The organism is Clavibacter michiganensis (genome assembly GCF_021216655.1).
Lineage (GTDB): Bacteria > Actinomycetota > Actinomycetes > Actinomycetales > Microbacteriaceae > Clavibacter > Clavibacter michiganensis.
Window position 1 is genome coordinate 600,983 of the sequence record NZ_CP080437.1, and the last position, 17,587, is coordinate 618,569.

The window sequence follows — 17,587 nt, forward strand, 5'->3', positions numbered from 1 at the left end:
GAGGCTGATGCGGTCGGCGACACCCGCCGATCCGGCCGCGGCGAGAGGCACCACCATGGGATTCCTGGACAGGCTCCTGGGCCGCGACGAGCAGCCCGACGGACGAGACCGCTCATCGGGCGGCACCCCGCGCGAGCGCAGCGCCGACGAGGTAGCCGTCGAGCGCTACCGCTACCTCCTCCGGACCGCGCCGCCGGAGCGGATCGAGGAGGTGCACCTCGAGGCGTTCCGGAAGCTCACCCCGGAGCAGCGCGAGATCCTCTTCCGCCAGCTGAGCTCGGACGCCGCCGAGGGCGACGCGCCCGTGGACGACCGCCCCGAGTCCCTCGCACGCTCGGCCACCCGCTCGGAGATGCGCGCGCCCGGCACGCTCGAGCGCACCCTCGGTCCCCGCGGCGGCCTCGCGGGCGGCGGAGGCGCCGGGATGGGCATGGGCGGCATGATCGCCGGATCCATGCTCGGCACCATCGCCGGCGTCGTGGTCGGCTCGGCCATCGCGCAGGCGCTCATCCCGGACGCGGTCGGGCAGGACCAGGCCGGTGCGGACGGTGCCGACGGCGGTGCCGACGCGGGCGCCGACGGCGGCGCGGACGCGGGCGCGACGGACGCGGGCGGTGCCGACGCGGGCGCCGGCGACTTCGGCAGCGGCGACTTCGGTGCGGGCGACTTCGGCGGCGGCGCCGACATGGGCGGCGGGGACTTCGGGGGCGGCGACTTCTTCTAGCGCGTCGCCGCGTCGGCGCAGCCCGGGCGGGGCGGGACGCCGGGCGCCTAGCCCGCCTCGACGATCCCCTCGCGCACCTTCCGGCGCAGCACCTTGCCGAGGAGCGACGTCGGCAGCTCGTCGAGCACCACGATCCGCCTCGGCACCTTGTAGGCCGCGAGCTCGGCGCGCAGCGTCGTCCGCCCGGCCTGCTCGTCGAGCGTCGCGCCCTCCTCGAGCACCACGGCCGCGACGACCTCCTCGTCGCCGCCGTCGCGCGGGATCCCGACGACCGCCGCGTCCCGCACGCCGTCGAGCTCGCGGACGGCGTCCTCGACCTCGCTCGGCGAGACGTTGAACCCGCCGGTGATGATGAGCTCCTTGATCCGGTCGGCGATGCGCACGAAGCCGTCCTCGTCGATCGTCACCACGTCGCCCGTGCGGAACCAGCCGCCCTCGAGCAGCACGGCGGCGGTCTCGTCGGGGCGGCCGTGGTACCCGCGGAACACCTGGGGCCCGCGCACGAGGAGCTCGCCGGGCTCGCCCGCGGGCCGGTCGATCGTCGGGTCCTCGGGATCCACGACGCGCACCTCGGTGTTCGGCAGCGGCAGGCCGACCGTCCCGGCGCGACGCGTGTCGCCGACCGGGTTGGCCATCAGCACGGGCGAGCACTCCGAGAGGCCGTAGCCCTCGACGAGCCAGCCGCCGGTCTGCTCCTCCCACGGCACGACGACCGACTCGGGCAGCGCCATCGCGCCGGAGATGGAGATCGAGATGCCGGCGAGCGACACGCCCTCCGCCTCGGCGGCCTCGCGCAGCCGCCTGTAGATGGGCGGCACCGCGGGCAGGAACGTCGGCGGGTGGCGGCGGATCGCCTGCAGCACGAGGTCGGGCTCGAAGCGGGGGAACAGCACGAGGCGCGAGCCCATGCTCATCGCGAAGGTGAGGCAGAGGGTCAGCCCGTACGCGTGGAACATGGGCAGCACGGCGTACACGACGCTCGTGCCGCGCGACACCGTGGGGACCCACGCGCGGGACTGGGCGGCGTTCGCGCTGAGGTTGAGGTGCGTGAGCTCGGCGCCCTTCGGCGCGCCCGTCGTGCCGCTCGTGTACTGGATCACCGCGAGGTCGGTCGCCGCCGGGCGGGGGTGGTCGACGGGCAGGGGCGCGGCGGCGGAGATCCGCTCCCAGGTGATCGTGCCCGTGACCTTCGCGGCGATCGCGGCGCGGGCTGCGCGGGCCTTCGGGACGGGCAGACGCAGGAGCAGGCGCGTGCGCCGGGGCATGGCGCGCGTCACGTCGACGGACACGATGCGCTCGGGCCGCACGTCCTCGGGCAGCGCCTGGATCGTCGCGACCGACTTGTCCCACGCGATCACGGTGCGCGCGCCGTGGTCCTCGAACTGGTGCTGCAGCTCGCGCGGCGTGTAGAGCGGGTTGTGCTCGACGACCACCGCGCCCAGGCGCAGCGCCGCGTAGAACGCGACGACGTGCTGCGGGCAGTTGGGCAAGACGATCGCGACGGGATCCCCCGCGCGCACGCCCGCGTCGGCGAGCCCCTGGGCGGCGCGCGCGATCTGCTCGCCGAGGTCGCGGTAGCTCGTCTCCGCGCCGAGGAAGTCGAGCGCGGTGCCGCCGGGGAAGCGCAGCACGGACTGGTCGACGATGTCGACGAGCGATCCCTGCGGCAGATCGATCTCGTGCGGGACGTCGGGCGCGTAGCTGGCCAGCCAGGGCCGCTCGGTGGGGGTGGTCACCCCTCCCACCCTAGGCCGCGTGCGTGTCGTCGCCGGTGACGCGGAGGCGACCGTGCGGGGATGCGGACGGCGTCGCACCCGCGGTCGTCGTGGCGATCAGCCCCGGCCCGCGTGCCGCCCCTCGGCGAGGTAGGCCAGTCGGCGCAGCGTCTCCACGTTGCGCGCGTGCAGCAGCACGTCCATCACGGGCGCCGGCACGAGGCGACCAGGCCCGCGCACGGCCTCCTCGGTCATGCGCACCTCGCAGCCGTCGGGCAGCGTGCGCACCTCGAGGGTCACGCGCGCCTCGCCGATCGGCCAGCCCTTCGGCTGCATGACCACGCGGCGCGGCGGATCCCACTCGAGCATCGTGGTCTCGTCGTCGATGAGGACGGGCCAGGAGCCGAACGAGTGGTGCAGCTGCGCGCCGACCGCGGGCCACGCGTCGTCGACGGCCCGCATCCGGGAGGCGCCGACGACCCACGAGGGGAACAGCCAGCCGTCGGCCACCACCTCGGCGACGTCGGCGGGGGAGCACTGCATGCGGCGGCGGGTGACGGACATGGGTCCAGTCTGGTGGGCGCGTCCAGGCCCGCGTAATCAGGGCAGCGGGGCTCGACGCCCGGAGACCGCCCTGCTACAGCGAGAGATCCGGCCCGCGGTCGATCCCGAACTCGTGCCGCAGCGCGCTCCGGGCGGCCTGGTACCCGGCCATGCCGTGCACGCCGGGGCCCGGGGTCGCCGAGCTCGACGCGAGGTAGACGCCCGCGGCCGGCGTGCGCCACGGATCCGGCGACAGCACCGGGCGTGCGAGCAGCTGCCAGACGCTCGCGGCACCGGCCGCGATGTCGCCGCCGATGTAGTTGGGGTCGTGCTCCTCCATGCCGACGGCGTCGATGCTGGAGGAGGCGAGGATCAGGTCGCGGAAGCCCGGGGCGAAGCGCTCGATCTGCCGGGTGATGGCCTCGGTCTGGTCGACCGTGGATCCCGCCGGCACGTGCGTGTACGCCCACAGCACGTGCTTCCCCGCGGGCGCGCGGCCCGGGTCGTCGATGGAGGGCTGGGCGACGAGCACGTACGGGTCGTCGCTGTGGCGGCCGGCGGCGACATCCCTCTCGGCGCGCTGGATCTCGGCCCGGGTGCCGCCGACGTGCAGCGTGCCCGCCTTCCGGAGCTCGGGATCGGTCCACGGGACAGGTCCGGAGAGCGCGAAGTCGACCTTGGAGGCGGCGTTGCCGTAGCGGAAGCGGCGGAGAGCGCGGAGGTAGCGCGCGGGCAGGCGGTCGCTCGCGATGCGCGAGAGGGCCCGGGCGCTGGTGTCGAGGAGCACCGCGCGGGCGGCAGGCAGCTCGCGCAGCGTCCGGACCTCGGATCCCGTGATGACCTCGCCACCGTGCGCCCGCAGGTCGTCGACCATCGCGTCGACGATGGACTGGCTGCCGCCGATCGGCACCGGCCAGCCGCGCGCGTGGGCGTAGGCGCCGAGGGAGAGCGCGGCGGCGGCCGTCGACACGCTCGGCATGGTCTGGATCGCGTGGGCGGCGACGCCGGTGAACATGGCGGGCGCCACGTCGCCCCGGAAGCGCGCGTTCCAGGCGGGCGAGCCCTGCTCGAGCGCGCGGAGGCCGAGGCGGATGGCGGTCGGCGGATGCCGCGGGACCTGCAGCAGCGGGCCGTTCGTGAACTGGGCGACCCGGTCGGCCGATGCGGAGAGCGGCCCCATCAGCTGCCGCCACGCCCGGCCGTCCACGCCGAGCCCGTCGGCCGTGCGGTCGATGTCGCGGTAGGCGATGCCCGAGACGCCGCCGTCGAGCGGGTGCCCGTAGGAGATCTCCGGCACGACGAGGTCGATGCGCCGGTCGAGCTGGAACGCCCGGAAGAACCCGGACGCGAGCGCCATCGGGTGCACGGCGGAGCAGATGTCGTGGTGGAAGCCGGGGAGCGTGAGCTCGGCAGTGCGGCTGCCGCCGCCGATCGTGTCGGCCCGCTCGTGCACCTCGACCCGGAGGCCCGCGCGCGCCATCGTCACGGCCGCGGCCAGCCCGTTCGGTCCGGATCCGACCACGATCGCGTCGATGTCAGCCATGCGTCGAGGCTATCGGCGACGCAGCGCGGCGGTGCCGGCGATGACGCCCGACAGGAGCGCGCCCGCGCCGATGGCGACGGTCTTCGCGCGGTTGCGGACGATCCACACCTGCGGGCTCATCATGCGCGCGCGGTCGCTGAAGATGCCGCGCGCGCCCTGATCGCCCGCGGTCGGCGTGTAGAGGTTGGTCGTGAGCATGGGCTGCGTCTTGTCCTCGGCCTGCTGGCCGGTGTACCCGGTCTTGGCGAGGTAGCCGTCGAGCCAGTTCGCGACGAAGCGGTTCCCGAGCACGGTCATCACGGTCGGCTCGCCGACCCAGTTGCGGCGCTTCGGCTTCTCGGCGACCGCGGCGATGGCCTGCGCGCCCACCTCGGGCTCGAAGATCGGCGGCACGGGCTGCGGGTGGTGCGGAAGCTGCGACTTGACCCAGTTGAACTGGATCGTGTTGAGCGCCGGCATGTCGACGGTGGAGATGACGACCTTGCTCCCGTTGTGGATCAGCTCGGTCGTCACCGACTCGGTGAAGCCCTGCACGGCGTGCTTGGCGGCGCAGTACGCGGCCTGCAGCGGGATGCCGCGGTGGGCGAGCGCGGAGCCGACCTGGATCACGTGGCCGCGGTCGCGCGGCACCATGCGCGAGAGGGCCGCGCGCGTGCCGTTGACGAAGCCGAAGTAGTTGACCGCGGTGGCGCGCTCGAAGTCGGCCGGATCCGTGGTGAGGAACTCGCCGAAGACGCCGACCATGGCATCGTTGACCCACAGGTCGATGGGGCCGAGCTCGTCCTCGACGCGGTCGGCCGCGGCCTCGACGGCGAGGCGGTCGGCGACGTCGGTGGAGATGCCGAGGCCGCGGCGTCCGCGCGCCTCGATGTCGGCGACGGCGCCCGCGAGGCCGTCCTCGCCGCGCGCGAGGACGGCGACGTCCCAGCCGCGGTCCGCGAGCTCCCGCACGGTCGCTCGGCCCAGTCCGGCCGATCCTCCGGTGACGACGGCGATGCCTCGAGTCATGTGGCTCCTTCGATGGTTGGTGCACGAAACGTGCTCTTCCACCGTAGGACCGTCGCGCCCGCCGGCCCGGCCAGGGGCGCGTCCTGCCAGGCGGCGGTCAGCCTTCGCGCTGCAGCTCCTCGCGCACCTGGCGGCGGAGCACCTTGCCGATGAGGGAGGTGGGCAGCGCGTCCACCTGGATCACGCGACGGGGGACCTTGTAGGCGGTGAGGTGCGCGCGGCAGTAGGCGCGGACGGCGGCCTCGTCGAGCGTGGCACCCGGATCCAGCACGACCGCGGCCGTGACGTCCTCGCCGCCGTCCGCGGACGGGAGCCCGACGACAGCCGCGCCCTGCACGCCCGGCGCGCCGCGCACGACGTCCTCGACCTCGCTGGGGGAGACGTTGAAGCCGCCCGTGATGATGAGCTCCTTCATCCGGTCGACGATGGTCGTGAACCCGTCGGCGTCGACGCGCACGATGTCGCCCGTGCGGAACCAGCCGCCGTCGAAGAGCGCCGCGCGCGTCTCGTCGGGGCGGCGCCAGTAGCCCTGGAACACCTGCGGCCCGCGGATGAGCAGCTCGCCCTCCTCGCCGGGCTGGCGGTCGACGGTGGGATCCTCGGGATCCACGACGCGCACCTCGGTGCTCGGGAACGGGACGCCCACCGTGCCGGGCCGGCGAGACGGCCCGATGGGGTTGCCGAGCGCCACGGGCGACGTCTCCGTGAGGCCGTAGCCCTCCACGAGGTACCCGCCGGTGAGGCCCTCCCACAGCTCGACGGTGGAGACCGGCAGGTTCATGGCGCCGGAGATCGCGAACCGCACGCCCGTGAGGTCGACGCGCTTCTCCTTCGCGCCGCGGGCCAGCCGCTCGTAGATGGGCGGGACGGCCGGCAGGAACGTCGGCGGGTGCTTCCGCGCGGCGGCGAGCACGAGGTCCACGTCGAACTTCGGGAACAGCACGAGGCGGGCGCCGATCGCCATGGCGAAGGTGAGGCAGAGCGTGAGGCCGTAGGCGTGGAACATCGGCAGCACGCCGTAGACCGTCTCGCCGCCGTCCGCGAGGCCGGGCACCCAGGCGCGGCCCTGCATGGCGTTCGCGTGCAGGTTGCGGTGCGTGAGGATCGCGCCCTTGGGGCTCGCCGTCGTGCCGCTCGTGTACTGGAGGATCGCGACGTCGTCGAGCTCGGGCCTGGGGCGGGACGCGGCGATGCGGCGGTGGTCCACCAGCGTCTCCCACGTGACGGTGTCCTTCACGGGCGCGGTGATCGCGGCGCGGGCGCGACGCGCGGCGGGAACGGGGAGACGCAGCTTCAGGCGCGTGGCGAGCGGCATGGCGGCGGGGAGGTCGACCGAGACGATCGTGTCGACGGGCACGTCCCGCGGCATGTCCTGGATGGTGCCGACGACCGTGTTCCAGGCGATGACGACGCGGGCGCCATGGTCCTCGAACTGGTGGCGGAGCTCCCGCGGCGTGTACAGCGGGTTGTGCTCGACGACGATCGCGCCGAGCCGCAGCACGGCGTAGAAGGCGACGATGTGCTGCGGGCAGTTCGGCAGCACGAGCGCGACGCGGTCGCCCTTGCGGACGCCGAGGCGGCGGAGGCCCTCGGCGGCGCGCGCGATCTGGTCGCCCATCTCGCGGTACGTCGTCTCGCGCCCGAAGAACTCGAGGGCGACGGCCTTCGCGTGCCGCTGGATGGAGCGCTCGACCATGTCGACCAGGGATCCGATGACGGGCGGGATGTCGGCCGACACCCCGTCCGCGTAGCTGCGTACCCAGGGGCGGTCGGCGTCGATGCTCATGTCCCCACCATAGGGAATGCGCCCGGGGGGATCCCGGGCGCATCGGCCGTGCATCGGCAGCGGGCTAGGCGGGGTACACGACCCCGGTCAGCTGCTCGGACGCGTCCCAGAGGCGGCGCGCGAGCTCGGGGTCCTTCGACCACGGGCTCGACGCGGCCAGGTGCGGCATGCCGCTCATCCCGCCGGGGCCCGCGGGACCGTAGTAGTCGCCCGGGTGGACGCCGAGGCCGGTCGCGGCCTGGATCTGCGGGAGCGCGCCCACGCGCACGTCCTGCCCCAGCGCGGCAGGACCGAACCTGGCCGCCAGGTCGCTCATCACGCCCTGGGGTCCGGAGCCCGGACCGTTCTTGGCGAGGTTCGTGGACGTGACGCCGGGGTGGGCGGCGACGGCCGTGAGCCCCCAGCCGCGCTCCTCGGAGAGCGCCTGCAGGCGACGCATGAAGAGGAGGTTCGCGAGCTTCGCCTGGCCGTACGCCGCCCAGGCGCTGTACCGCCGCTCGGACTGCAGGTCGCCGAACGCGATGCGGCCCATCCAGTGCGCGAGGCTCGAGACGACGACCACGCGGGGCGCGTCGGCCGCCTGCAGCGCGGGCAGGAGCAGCCCGGTCAGCGCGAAGTGGCCGAGGTGGTTCGTGCCGAGCTGGATCTCGAAGCCGTCGGCCGTCTCGCGCCGGTCCGGCGGGGCCATGACGCCGGCGTTGTCGACGAGGATGTCGATCGGCCCGCGCTCGATCTCGCGGTCGGCGAAGGCGCGCACGGAGGCGAGGTCGGCGAGGTCGAGGGATCCGACCTCCACGTGGACGCCCGGGTGGCGGTCACGGATGGTGCCGGCCGCGTCCTCGCCGCGCTCGGGGTCGCGCGACGTGAGGACGACGGAGGCGCCGGCCGCGGCGAGCCGGCGCGCGGTCTCGAGGCCGAGGCCGCTGTTGCCGCCGGTGACGACGGCGCGCTTCCCGTCGAGCGGGCTGATGATGATGTCGGTGGGACGGGGCACGCGGACTCCTCTTGCGGGTGGGATCCCCACGCTAGCGACGTCGGCCGGACGTCGCCCGTGCGGGTGGCGCGGGGCCGCGCGCCGGACGGCCGTCGGAGGCCGCCGATGGGAGGATCGGGGCATGTGGATGAGACGCGGCCGGGACGGATCCGAGGGCGAGCGGGGGAGCGACGGGACGCACGCGATCGGGGTCGGGGCCGTCGTCGTGATCCTCGACGGCGCCGCCGCCACGGGCGACCCCGCGCTCGACGGCGAGCCCGTCGGCCTCGTGGTCGCCTCCGCCTCCGACGGCCTGCGCAGCGTCAGCCCCGTGCCGACCGCGCGCGGCCGCGCGTGGGTCGTGGAGCTCGGCTCCGACGACGACGGGACGGCCGGTCGCCGGGTCGTGGTGCCGCAGAGCGCCCTGCGCCTGGTGGACGACGCCGACGAGACGGCGTCCGCGCTGCCTGTCGACGACCTGCCGCCGCACGCGTGACCGGCACCGTGACGGGACCCGACGCGGGCGTCGCGGGGATCGTGGATCCCGTCGACCTCGCCGCCGAGCTGATCCGCATCGACTCGACCAACCCCGACCTCGTGCCGGGCGCAGCGGGCGAGACCGCCGTCGCCGCGCACGTCGCGGCATGGCTCCGCGCCCGTGGCTTCGACGTCCGCGTCCTCGAGGGGACGCCGGGTCGCCCGACCGTCCTCGCCACCGCGCGCGGCACGGGCGGCGGCCGCACGATCCTCCTCGACGGGCACCTCGACACCGTGCCGCCCGGCGACCTCGAGCGCGGCGGCCTGCTCCCGCGGATCGAGGACGGACGCCTCCACGGCCGCGGCGCCTTCGACATGAAGGCGGGCCTCGCCGCGATGATGGTCGCCGCCGACCGCGCCCGGCGGGTCGGCACGCGCGGCGACGTCGTGCTCGCGCTCGTCGCCGACGAGGAGTTCGGGAGCCGGGGGACCGAGGAGGCGCTCCGTGCTCTCGCCGCAGACGGCAGGCGCATCGACGGTGCCGTGATCTCCGAGCCCAGCCAGTCCGAGGCGATCGTCGCCCACCGCGGATTCGGCTGGTACGGGATCCGGCTGCGCGGGCGCGCGGCGCACGGGTCCATGCCCGAGCAGGGCGTCGACGCCATCGCGCACGCCGGCCTCGTGCTCCGCGAGCTCGACGCGCTGGCGGGGCGCCTCGCCGCGGGTCCCCGCCACCTGCTGCTCGGCACGGGTGCGGTGCGCGTCTCCCGGATCCACGGCGGCTCGGACGCGGCCACGGTCGCCGACTCCTGCGTCCTCACGATCGAACGCCGCTTCTTGCCCGGCCAGTCGACGGCCGACGTCGAGGCCGAGCTGCGCGCGGCGCTCGACGCGGTGGCCGCGCGCACGCCGGACATGGACGTCGAGCTCGAGGTGCTCGTCGCCCGGGCGGCCTTCGAGGCGGACGTCGACGGACCGCTCGCGCGCGCCGTGCTCGACAGCGGCGCGCGCGTCGCGGGCTCGCCCGTCCCGCACCGCGGCGAGCCGTTCTGGACCGACGCCGGCCTCGTGCACGAGGCCGGGATCCCGTGCATCCTCCTGGGCGTCACCGGCGGCGGCGCGCACGCGGACGAGGAGTGGGCCGAGGTCGACTCGATCCGGCGGCTGGCCGACGTGCTCGAGGGCGCGATCCTCGACTTCTGCGGCGGCGACCGCATCGTGCCGACGAGCCGCCCGATCGCCTAGTCGCGCGTCGCCGACCGGTGCAGCTCCACGTCGAGCCGCCCCGCGTCGGCCGTCGCGGTCATCCAGGTGAAGTCCGGCTGACGGCGCCGGTCGGTGGGGGAGCCGGGGTTGAGGAGCCGGATGCCCGCGGGCGTCACGGTGTCCCAGGGGATGTGGCTGTGGCCGAAGACGAGCACGTCGACGTCCGGGAACGCGGCGTCCATCCGCCGCTCGCGGCCCGTGGACGCGCCGGTCTCGTGCGTGACGGCCAAGCGGATCCCCTCGATCACCGCCCGCGCCGTCTCCGGCAGCCGCGCCTGCAGCCCCGCGGGGTCGTTGTTGCCCCAGCACGCGAGCAGCCGGGCGGATCTCGCCTCGAGCACGTCGAGGGCGGGCTCGTCGACCCAGTCACCCGCGTGGATCACGACGTCGGCGACGTCGATCGCGCGCCAGAGCGCCTGCGGCAGGTCCTTGGCGCGCTTCGGGAGGTGGGTGTCGCTGAGGAGCACGAGCGATGCGGTCACCCGGGCAACGGTACGCGGGCGCCGGGCCGGCCGGTCCGGTCGCCCGGCTCCCGTACCCTCGATCCGTGACCCCCGCCACCCGCGACCTCGTGCCCGCCGACCTCGCCTGGATGGTGCCGCTCAACAACTCGGCCGTGCCCGCGGTCCCGGCGATGGACGCCGCGTCCCTCGGCGAGGTGCTCGGCCGCGCCGACCTCGCGATCGCCGTCCTCGACGTGGACGCGCCCGACGCGGCACCCGTCGGCATGCTCCTCGCGATGCAGCCGGGCGGAGCCTAAGACAGCCCGAACTACCGCTGGTTCGCCGAGCACGGGGTCGACGGCCTCTACGTCGACCGGATCGTGGTCGCCGATGGCCATCGCGGGAGCCGGCTCGGGCAGGTCCTCTACGCCCGCGTCTTCGCCGAGGCCAGGCGCACCGGGCGCGCGGCCGTCACGTGCGAGGTCAACACGCTCCCGCCGAACCCCGGGTCGCTCGCCTTCCACGGCCGGCTCGGCTTCGTCCGCCTCGCCGAGGTCGTCGACCCCGACGGGCTGCACGCGGTCGCGATGCTGTCCGCCCCCGTGGATCCGGACCCGTCCGACCCGTCCGACCCGTCCGCCCGCTGATCCAGCGCGCCATGATGGACGGGACCCCGTCCACCGCCCGCCCCTGAAGGAGGCGCCCATGACCGGCATCACCCGCGGCTTCGTCGGCCGCCCGCGGAAAGGCCCGGCCGACCGCCTCCCGCCCGGCCAGTACGACACCCAGTACGACACCCAGGGCGGCTGGCCCGTCCTCACCGCCGAGGCCGTCCCGAACCTGCCGGAGTCGCGCTGGTCGATCGCCGTCGACGGCCTCGTCGAGCGCCCGACGACGTGGGACTGGGACGAGGCGCACGCGCTGCCCCGATCCGAGTACGCGGGCGACATCCACTGCGTCACCACGTGGACCCGGCTCGACACGCGGTTCGCGGGCGTCAGCGTCGACACCCTGCTCGAAGCCGCGGGGCCGCTCCCGGAGGCGCGCTTCGTCCTCGCGACCTCGCACTCCGGCTACACGACGAACCTCCCGCTGGAGGACCTCCGCGGCGGCCGGGCGTGGATCGCGTGGGAGGCCGACGGCCGCCCGCTCACGCCCGACCACGGCGGACCCGCGCGGCTCCTCGTGCCGCACCTCTACTTCTGGAAGAGCGCCAAGTGGATCGCCCGCCTCACGCTCCTCGACCGCGACCAGCAGGGCTTCTGGGAGCGCAACGGCTACCACGACCGCGGCGACCCGTGGCGCGAGCAGCGCTACCAGGGGGACCGCTGAGCGTGCCCGCGCGCGAGCCCGCCGCCCCGGCCTCCGTCGGCGGCGAGTGGCGGACGGCGACGATCACCGCGCTCGAGCACCCCACGCGCACCACCGTCCTGCTGCGGTTCGACGTGCCCGACCGGATCCCGCACCTGCCCGGCCAGCACTGCGTGGTGCGGCTGCGCGCGGAGGACGGGTACACGGCCCAGCGCTCGTACTCGATCCTCTCCGCGCCGCACGAGGACGGCGTCGAGCTGCTGATGGAGCGCTACGAGGACGGCGAGGTGAGCGGCTTCTTCGCCGACGTCGCCCGGGTCGGCGACGCGATCGAGATGCGCCTGCCCATCGGCGGCTTCTTCGTCTGGGACGGGGCGACCCCCGCGGTCGCGCTCGGCGGCGGCACCGGCGCGGTGCCGCTCGTGTCGATGGTCCGCCACGCGCGGCACCTCGGCGTCCCGCACCTCGTCCGCGTTGCCGTCTCGGCGCGCACGGCGGCCGACGTCCCGTGCCGCGCGGAGCTCGAGGACACCGCCGCGCTCATCGTCACGACCCGGGAGCGGCACGGGGCGCGCGGCTTCGGGCGCCTGCGGGCCGACGAGGTCGCGGGGCTCGCGGCGGGCGCGCGGGTGGCGCTCGTGTGCGGATCCACCGCGTTCGCCGGCGGGGCCACGCGCCTGCTGCTCGACGCCGGCGTCGGCCGCGACGCGATCCGCATCGAGCAGTTCGGCCCGTCGGGGGAGTGACGGCGGCGTCCCGCCGGGCCACACTGGGGCGGACGGCGACGGAGCCGCGGGGAGCGGGTGCCGCATGGAGCGATCGGTCGTGCTGCTGCGGGGGATCAACGTCGGGCGGGCCAAGCAGGTGCCCATGGCGCAGCTGACCGCGGCGCTCGAGGGCCTCGGCTACCTGCGTGTCCGCACCCACCTGCGGAGCGGCAACGCCGTCGTCGACCACGAGCGGCCGGTCGGCCGCGGCGCGGCGGTCGCGATCGAGGACGCGGTGCGGCTCGCCACGGGCGTGACCGCGGACGTCCACCTCGTGCCCGCGGACGACTTCCGGCGCAGCGCTGCCGGCATCCCTTTCGGCCCGGTCGCCGACGACCCGTCCCGCCTCCTCGTCTCGTTCCTCGACCGGCCGCTGGACCCGCTGCCCGCACCGCCACCGGCGGCGCAGATCGCCCCCGACCTGGTCGCGGTCGGCCGCGACGCCGTGTACTCCTGGCACCCCGACGGCGTCTCGGCGTCGCGCGTGCCCCCGGCGTTCTGGCGCGGGCTCGGGGCATCCGTCACCGCGCGGAACGCCCGCACCGTCGCCGCGCTCGTGGCGCTCCTCGACGCCTGACGCCCGCGCCCGGCACGCGTCCCCCAGTACGGGGGTGATGGCCGGGCACCCGAGGGGATCCAGCCCGCATCGGGGGTGCCGCGGCCTCCTCACGGCGCGGGCAGGGGGATAGGTTCGTGGACGTGAGCAGATTCGCGGACCGCTGGAAGTCCCACATCCTGGAGACGTTCTCCGCGGACTCCGAGGGGCGACCCCAGTGGATCCAGGACCTGGAGGACGGCGACGACGCCGGCTGGTTCGGGCCCGGCTCCGCGGTCTGGGCCGTGCACGGCGGGATGCCGACGCTCGTCGCGGGGATCCGCGCCCTCCTCATGCAGACGCTGCACCCGGGCGCCATGGCCGGGGTCCACGACTGGTCGCGCTACCGCGAGGATCCGCTCGGCCGGCTCGCCGGCACCGTGCGCTGGGTCATCACCACCTCGTTCGGCGACCGGGACACCGCCGTCGACGTCAGCCGGCGCGTCCGCGGCTACCACCGCAAGGTGCAGGGCACCTACGTCGACGGCCACGGCGTCGAGCGCCCCTACAGCGCGAACGACCCCGACCTGCTCGCCTGGGTGCACATGGTCTTCACCGACGCGTTCCTCAGCACGCACATGCAGTGGGGGCCGCCGATCCCCGGCGGGCCCGACCGGTACGTGGCCGAGTGGGCCAAGGCGGGCGAGCTCATGGGCGTCGAGGCGCCGCCGCGCTCGCACGCCGAGCTGCACGCGCAGATCGACGCCTTCCACGACCAGGGCCTGCTCCGCGCCGACGAGCGCACCCGCGAGACGATCTCCTTCCTCCGCGAGCCGCCGCTCCGCGCCTCCATGCTGCCGGCCTACCGCGTGCTGTTCGCGGGCGCCGTCGCCTCCCTCGAGCCGAGGTACCGCCAGCTCCTCGGGCTCGACCGGGCGTCGTTCGGCCCGTTCCCGCTGCCGGCGCTCGCGTCGACCCGGGTGATGCTCGGCGTCGCCGGGCGCGTGATGGGCGAGCAGTCCACGAGCCACGAGGCGGCGCTCAAGCGCATCGCGCGGCTGGAGGGCGGGTCGAGCGCGTCGGCGCCCGACGGCGCGGCGGAGCCGTGCCCCGGCCGCGGCGACGACACCGGCCACCGCGCCCAGCCCGCGGCCTGATCCTGCGGGTCTCCCGGCCGGCACCCGTCGCAGTCCGGCTCGCGCGGCCGATGTCGGCGGCCCGGGCTAGCGTGGGGACGACATGAGCAGGCAGGACGGATCGACCAGGCGCACGTCCGACGCGAGCGCGGACGACTCCGAGGCGACCATCCTGCACATCGACATGGACGCGTTCTTCGCCGCCGTCGAGCTGCTCGAGCGGCCGGAGCTGCGCGGCACGCCGGTCATCGTCGGCGGGTCATCGGGCCGCGGCGTGGTCACCAGCGCCACCTACGAGGCCAGGCGCTTCGGTGTCCGCTCGGCCATGCCCATGGCCCAGGCGCTGCGCCTCTGCCCGCAGGCCACCGTCATCGGCGGACACATGGAGAAGTACGCGCACTGGTCGCGCGTGGTCATGGGCATCTTCCGCGACGTCACGCCGCTCGTGGAGCCGCTCAGCATCGACGAGGCGTTCCTCGACGTGGCGGGAGCCCGCGGGCTCTTCGGCTCGCCCGCCGAGATCGGCGCCATGATCCGCCGCCGCGTGCACGCCGAGACCGGCCTCACCTGCTCGGTCGGGGCGGCCTCCACCAAGTTCGTCGCCAAGCTCGCGAGCACGCGCTGCAAGCCCGACGGCCTGCTCGTCATCCCCGCCGCCGAGACCCTGCCGTTCCTGCACGCTCTGCCGGTCGGCGCGCTCTGGGGAGTGGGGAAGACGACCGAGGAGGCGCTGCTCCGCCGCGGCCTCCGCACGGTCGCCGACATCGCCGACACCCCGCTTCCCGCGCTGCAGTCGATGCTCGGCGAGTCCGCGGGCGCCCGGCTGCACGACCTCTCCTGGGGGCGGGATCCGCGGCGCGTCAGCACACACCGCGAGGAGAAGAGCATGGGGCACGAGAACACGTTCCACGACGACGTGACGGATCCCGAGATCGTCCGCCGCGAGCTCCTCGGCCAGGCCACGCGCGTGGCCGAGCGGCTGCGGCGCGCGGGGCTCACGGCGCGCACCGTCTCGCTCAAGCTCCGCTACTCCGACTTCCGCACCATCACGCGATCCCGCACGCTGTCGGAGCCCACCGACGTCGCGCGCCGCATCTACGACGAGATCCGCGACGTCTACGAGCAGGTCGCTCGACCCGGCGACCGGATCCGTCTGGTGGGCGTGCGGGCCGAGCAGCTCGACGACGCCGACAACCGCGCCGTCGCCCTGTGGGACGCGGACGAGGGCTGGCGCGAGGCCGAGCGCACGGTCGACCAGGCGGCGCAGCGGTTCGGCCGCGGCGCCATCGGGCCGGCGTCCCTCCTGCGCAAGCCCGGGGCGAAGCGGGCGACGGTGTCGGATCCGCGCACGGAGGCGGCCTCCCGCGGTACCCTCCCCGGACACCCGCCCGACTGACGAGGACCCCCATGACCGATCCCGCCGCGCCCGCATCCGACGACCACAGCCCCGCGGCGGAGGGAGGGGCGCCGACGCCACCGGCCGCCACACCGCCGGCCGCCACGCCGCCGGCCACCTACGCGCCGGCCCCGACCCCTCCGGCCCCGACCCCGCCGCCCGCCGCCCATCCGGCTGCCGCCCCCTACGGCCTGGCCCCCGCGCCGGTCCCGCCCTCCCCGGCGGCGGTCGCCTGGGGCCAGCCGGTCTACGCGGCCGCGCCGCCCAAGGGCCTCAGCCTGACGTCGATGATCCTCGGCCTCGTCTCGGTGTTCTTCTTCTGGACGTTCCTCTGCCCGCTCATCGGGCTCGTGTTCGGCATCATCGGCTTCAGGAAGGAGCCGGCCGGCCGCGGCTTCGCCATCACCGGCCTCATCCTCAACGGCCTGCTGCTGCTCATCCCCGTCGCGTTCGTGCTCTCGATCGTCATCGCGGGCGGCACCCTCTTCGGCATCGCGGCCACCACCCCGCGCTGACCCGCGCCGGCGCCGCCTCGGACCCGGTCGCGGGGCGGCGCCGGACGGCTAGGGCCGGCCCATGCCGCGGTAGCGCCACCCGGCGGCGCGCCACGCGACGGGATCCAGGCAGTTGCGGCCGTCGACGATCACGGGCGTCGTCACGATGGCCTTGAGCTCCGCGGGGTCGATGGCCCGGTACTGCTTCCACTCGGTGAGCACCATCACGGCGTCCGCGTCGCGCGCCGCCTCCTGCCAGGTGTCGACGTAGGTGAGCTCCGGGAAGCGGCGGCGCGAGTTCTCGTTGGCGTACGGATCCGTCGCGAGCACGCGCGCGCCCTGCAGCTGCAGCTGCGCGGAGATGCTGAGCGCGGGGGAGTCGCGCACGTCGTCCGACTCGGGCTTGAAGGCGAGGCCCAGCACGGCGATGTTGCGGCCGAGCAGGGATCCGCCGCACACCTCGCGCGCCACGTCGACCGCGCGCACGCGTCGGCGCATGTTGATGGAGTCGACCTCGCGCAGGAACGTGAGCGCCTGGTCGGCGCCGAGCTCGCCCGCGCGGGCCATGAAGGCGCGGATGTCCTTGGGCAGGCAGCCCCCGCCGAAGCCGATCCCGGCGTTGAGGAATCGGCGGCCGATGCGGTCGTCGTACCCGATGGCGTCCGCGAGCTGCGTGACGTCGGCACCCGTGGCCTCGCACACCTCCGCCATGGCGTTGATGAAGGAGATCTTCGTGGCGAGGAACGCGTTCGCCGACACCTTCACGAGCTCGGCGGTCTCGTAGTCGGTCGTGACGCGCGCCGTGCCGGTCGAGAGCGCGGTGGCGTAGACCTCGTCGAGCGCGGTGCGCGCGGCCTCACCGGCGTCGCCCGCGGGCAGGCCGTAGACGAAGCGGTCGGGCGTGAGCGTGTCCTCGACGGCGAAGCCCTCGCGCAGGAACTCCGGGTTCCACACGAGCGTCGCCCCGGGAACGCGCGCCTCGATGCGCTCTGCGAGCCGGCGCGCGGTGCCCACGGGCACGGTGGACTTGCCCGCCACGACGTCGCCCGGCGCGAGGTGGGGGATCAGCGCGTCGACCGCGGCGTCGACGTAGGTCATGTCCGCCGCGTTCTCCCCGCGCTTCTGGGGCGTGCCGACGGCGATGAAGTGCACGCGGGATCCGGCGGCCTCGGCCGTGTCGGTGGTGAAGCGGAGGCGGCCGGTCGCGAGCTGCTCGGTGAGGAGATCAGGCAGGCCCGGCTCGAAGAACGGGGCGACGCCGGTCTGCAGCGTCGCGATCTTCGCGGCGTCCACGTCGATGGCGACCACGTCGTGCCCGAGGCGGCTCATGCACGCGGCGTGGACGGTGCCGAGGTAGCCGCAGCCGATGACGGAGATGCGCACGGGGGAGTCCTTCGCGTCGTGGGGAGGGCCGCCGAACGGGCGCCGGACGACGATCGAGCGGGTCGCCGGGCGGCGGCGTGGGCACCG

At 75.0% G+C, this 17,587-nt stretch carries 19 protein-coding genes; 11 read left to right on the forward strand and 8 right to left on the reverse strand.

What is annotated here, in order from left to right; all coding sequences use genetic code 11:
• The first annotated feature begins 55 nt into the window (after positions 1 to 55).
• Positions 56 to 724, forward strand: coding sequence for a hypothetical protein (locus K0V08_RS02770; RefSeq protein WP_012038099.1), 669 nt, complete (start codon positions 56 to 58; stop codon positions 722 to 724).
• Positions 725 to 771: 47 nt separating this feature from the next.
• Here the strand turns inward: K0V08_RS02770 and K0V08_RS02775 are convergent, their stop codons facing one another.
• The 6 genes from K0V08_RS02775 to K0V08_RS02800 form a co-directional block, all read right to left on the reverse strand.
• Positions 772 to 2,460, reverse strand: a complete 1,689-nt coding sequence (locus K0V08_RS02775) for a long-chain-fatty-acid--CoA ligase (RefSeq protein ID WP_079532845.1) — start codon at positions 2,458 to 2,460, stop codon at positions 772 to 774.
• 96 nt (positions 2,461 to 2,556) lie between these two features.
• Positions 2,557 to 3,003 (reverse strand): SRPBCC family protein, encoded by a 447-nt coding sequence (locus K0V08_RS02780; protein ID WP_012038101.1) that lies wholly within the window; start codon positions 3,001 to 3,003, stop codon positions 2,557 to 2,559.
• A gap of 73 nt (positions 3,004 to 3,076) precedes the next feature.
• Positions 3,077 to 4,525: a phytoene desaturase family protein gene (locus K0V08_RS02785; protein WP_079532847.1), complete on the reverse strand. Its 1,449-nt coding sequence runs from the start codon at positions 4,523 to 4,525 to the stop codon at positions 3,077 to 3,079.
• A gap of 9 nt (positions 4,526 to 4,534) precedes the next feature.
• Positions 4,535 to 5,533 carry an SDR family oxidoreductase gene (locus K0V08_RS02790; protein ID WP_079532852.1) on the reverse strand — a complete coding sequence of 333 codons (999 nt, stop codon included), beginning with the start codon at positions 5,531 to 5,533 and terminating at the stop codon, positions 4,535 to 4,537.
• Between the two features lie 97 nt (positions 5,534 to 5,630).
• Positions 5,631 to 7,319, reverse strand: a complete 1,689-nt coding sequence (locus K0V08_RS02795; protein ID WP_079532855.1) for a long-chain-fatty-acid--CoA ligase — start codon at positions 7,317 to 7,319, stop codon at positions 5,631 to 5,633.
• Between the two features lie 64 nt (positions 7,320 to 7,383).
• The gene (locus tag K0V08_RS02800) at positions 7,384 to 8,313 is read right to left on the reverse strand and encodes an oxidoreductase (RefSeq protein WP_012038105.1); all 930 of its coding nucleotides are present in this window, start codon (positions 8,311 to 8,313) and stop codon (positions 7,384 to 7,386) included.
• Positions 8,314 to 8,434: 121 nt separating this feature from the next.
• Here K0V08_RS02800 and K0V08_RS02805 point away from each other — a divergent pair, with 121 nt between their 5' ends.
• Together K0V08_RS02805 and K0V08_RS02810 are read left to right on the forward strand one after the other, a co-directional pair.
• Positions 8,435 to 8,788: a hypothetical protein gene (locus K0V08_RS02805; RefSeq protein ID WP_079532858.1), complete on the forward strand. Its 354-nt coding sequence runs from the start codon at positions 8,435 to 8,437 to the stop codon at positions 8,786 to 8,788.
• The gene (locus tag K0V08_RS02810; protein ID WP_231689095.1) at positions 8,785 to 10,014 is read left to right on the forward strand and encodes a M20/M25/M40 family metallo-hydrolase; all 1,230 of its coding nucleotides are present in this window, start codon (positions 8,785 to 8,787) and stop codon (positions 10,012 to 10,014) included. The genes K0V08_RS02805 and K0V08_RS02810 overlap by 4 nt, the downstream gene beginning before the upstream one ends.
• Here the strand turns inward: K0V08_RS02810 and K0V08_RS02815 are convergent.
• Positions 10,011 to 10,517, reverse strand: a complete 507-nt coding sequence (locus K0V08_RS02815) for a metallophosphoesterase family protein (RefSeq protein ID WP_079532860.1) — start codon at positions 10,515 to 10,517, stop codon at positions 10,011 to 10,013. The two genes, K0V08_RS02810 and K0V08_RS02815, sit on opposite strands and share 4 nt — an antisense overlap.
• 65 nt (positions 10,518 to 10,582) lie before the next feature.
• Here K0V08_RS02815 and K0V08_RS02820 point away from each other — a divergent pair, with 65 nt between their 5' ends.
• The 8 genes from K0V08_RS02820 (at position 10,583) to K0V08_RS02855 (ending at position 16,138) form a co-directional block, all read left to right on the forward strand.
• Entirely contained in the window at positions 10,583 to 10,795 is a 213-nt protein-coding gene (locus tag K0V08_RS02820; protein WP_228510687.1) for a hypothetical protein, read from the forward strand.
• 63 nt (positions 10,796 to 10,858) lie between these two features.
• Positions 10,859 to 11,125: a GNAT family N-acetyltransferase gene (locus K0V08_RS02825; RefSeq protein WP_231689096.1), complete on the forward strand. Its 267-nt coding sequence runs from the start codon at positions 10,859 to 10,861 to the stop codon at positions 11,123 to 11,125.
• Between the two features lie 58 nt (positions 11,126 to 11,183).
• The gene (locus tag K0V08_RS02830; protein ID WP_079532863.1) at positions 11,184 to 11,810 is read left to right on the forward strand and encodes a sulfite oxidase-like oxidoreductase; all 627 of its coding nucleotides are present in this window, start codon (positions 11,184 to 11,186) and stop codon (positions 11,808 to 11,810) included.
• Positions 11,811 to 11,812: 2 nt separating this feature from the next.
• Entirely contained in the window at positions 11,813 to 12,535 is a 723-nt protein-coding gene (locus K0V08_RS02835) for an FAD-binding oxidoreductase (RefSeq protein WP_227325287.1), read from the forward strand.
• A 64-nt stretch (positions 12,536 to 12,599) separates the two neighbouring features.
• The gene (locus K0V08_RS02840) at positions 12,600 to 13,133 is read left to right on the forward strand and encodes a DUF1697 domain-containing protein (protein ID WP_079532867.1); all 534 of its coding nucleotides are present in this window, start codon (positions 12,600 to 12,602) and stop codon (positions 13,131 to 13,133) included.
• A gap of 116 nt (positions 13,134 to 13,249) precedes the next feature.
• A complete protein-coding gene (locus K0V08_RS02845; protein ID WP_012038112.1) occupies positions 13,250 to 14,248 on the forward strand; it encodes an oxygenase MpaB family protein in 999 nt (332 codons plus the stop codon).
• Between the two features lie 82 nt (positions 14,249 to 14,330).
• A complete protein-coding gene (locus K0V08_RS02850) occupies positions 14,331 to 15,623 on the forward strand; it encodes a DNA polymerase IV (RefSeq protein WP_012038113.1) in 1,293 nt (430 codons plus the stop codon).
• A gap of 11 nt (positions 15,624 to 15,634) precedes the next feature.
• On the forward strand, positions 15,635 to 16,138 hold the full coding sequence (locus K0V08_RS02855) for a hypothetical protein (protein ID WP_079532870.1): 504 nt from the start codon (positions 15,635 to 15,637) through the stop codon (positions 16,136 to 16,138).
• Positions 16,139 to 16,186: 48 nt separating this feature from the next.
• On the opposite strand, the gene K0V08_RS02860 is transcribed toward K0V08_RS02855, so the two are convergent.
• On the reverse strand, positions 16,187 to 17,500 hold the full coding sequence (locus K0V08_RS02860; RefSeq protein ID WP_012038115.1) for a UDP-glucose dehydrogenase family protein: 1,314 nt from the start codon (positions 17,498 to 17,500) through the stop codon (positions 16,187 to 16,189).
• Between the last annotated feature and the right edge of the window lie 87 nt (positions 17,501 to 17,587).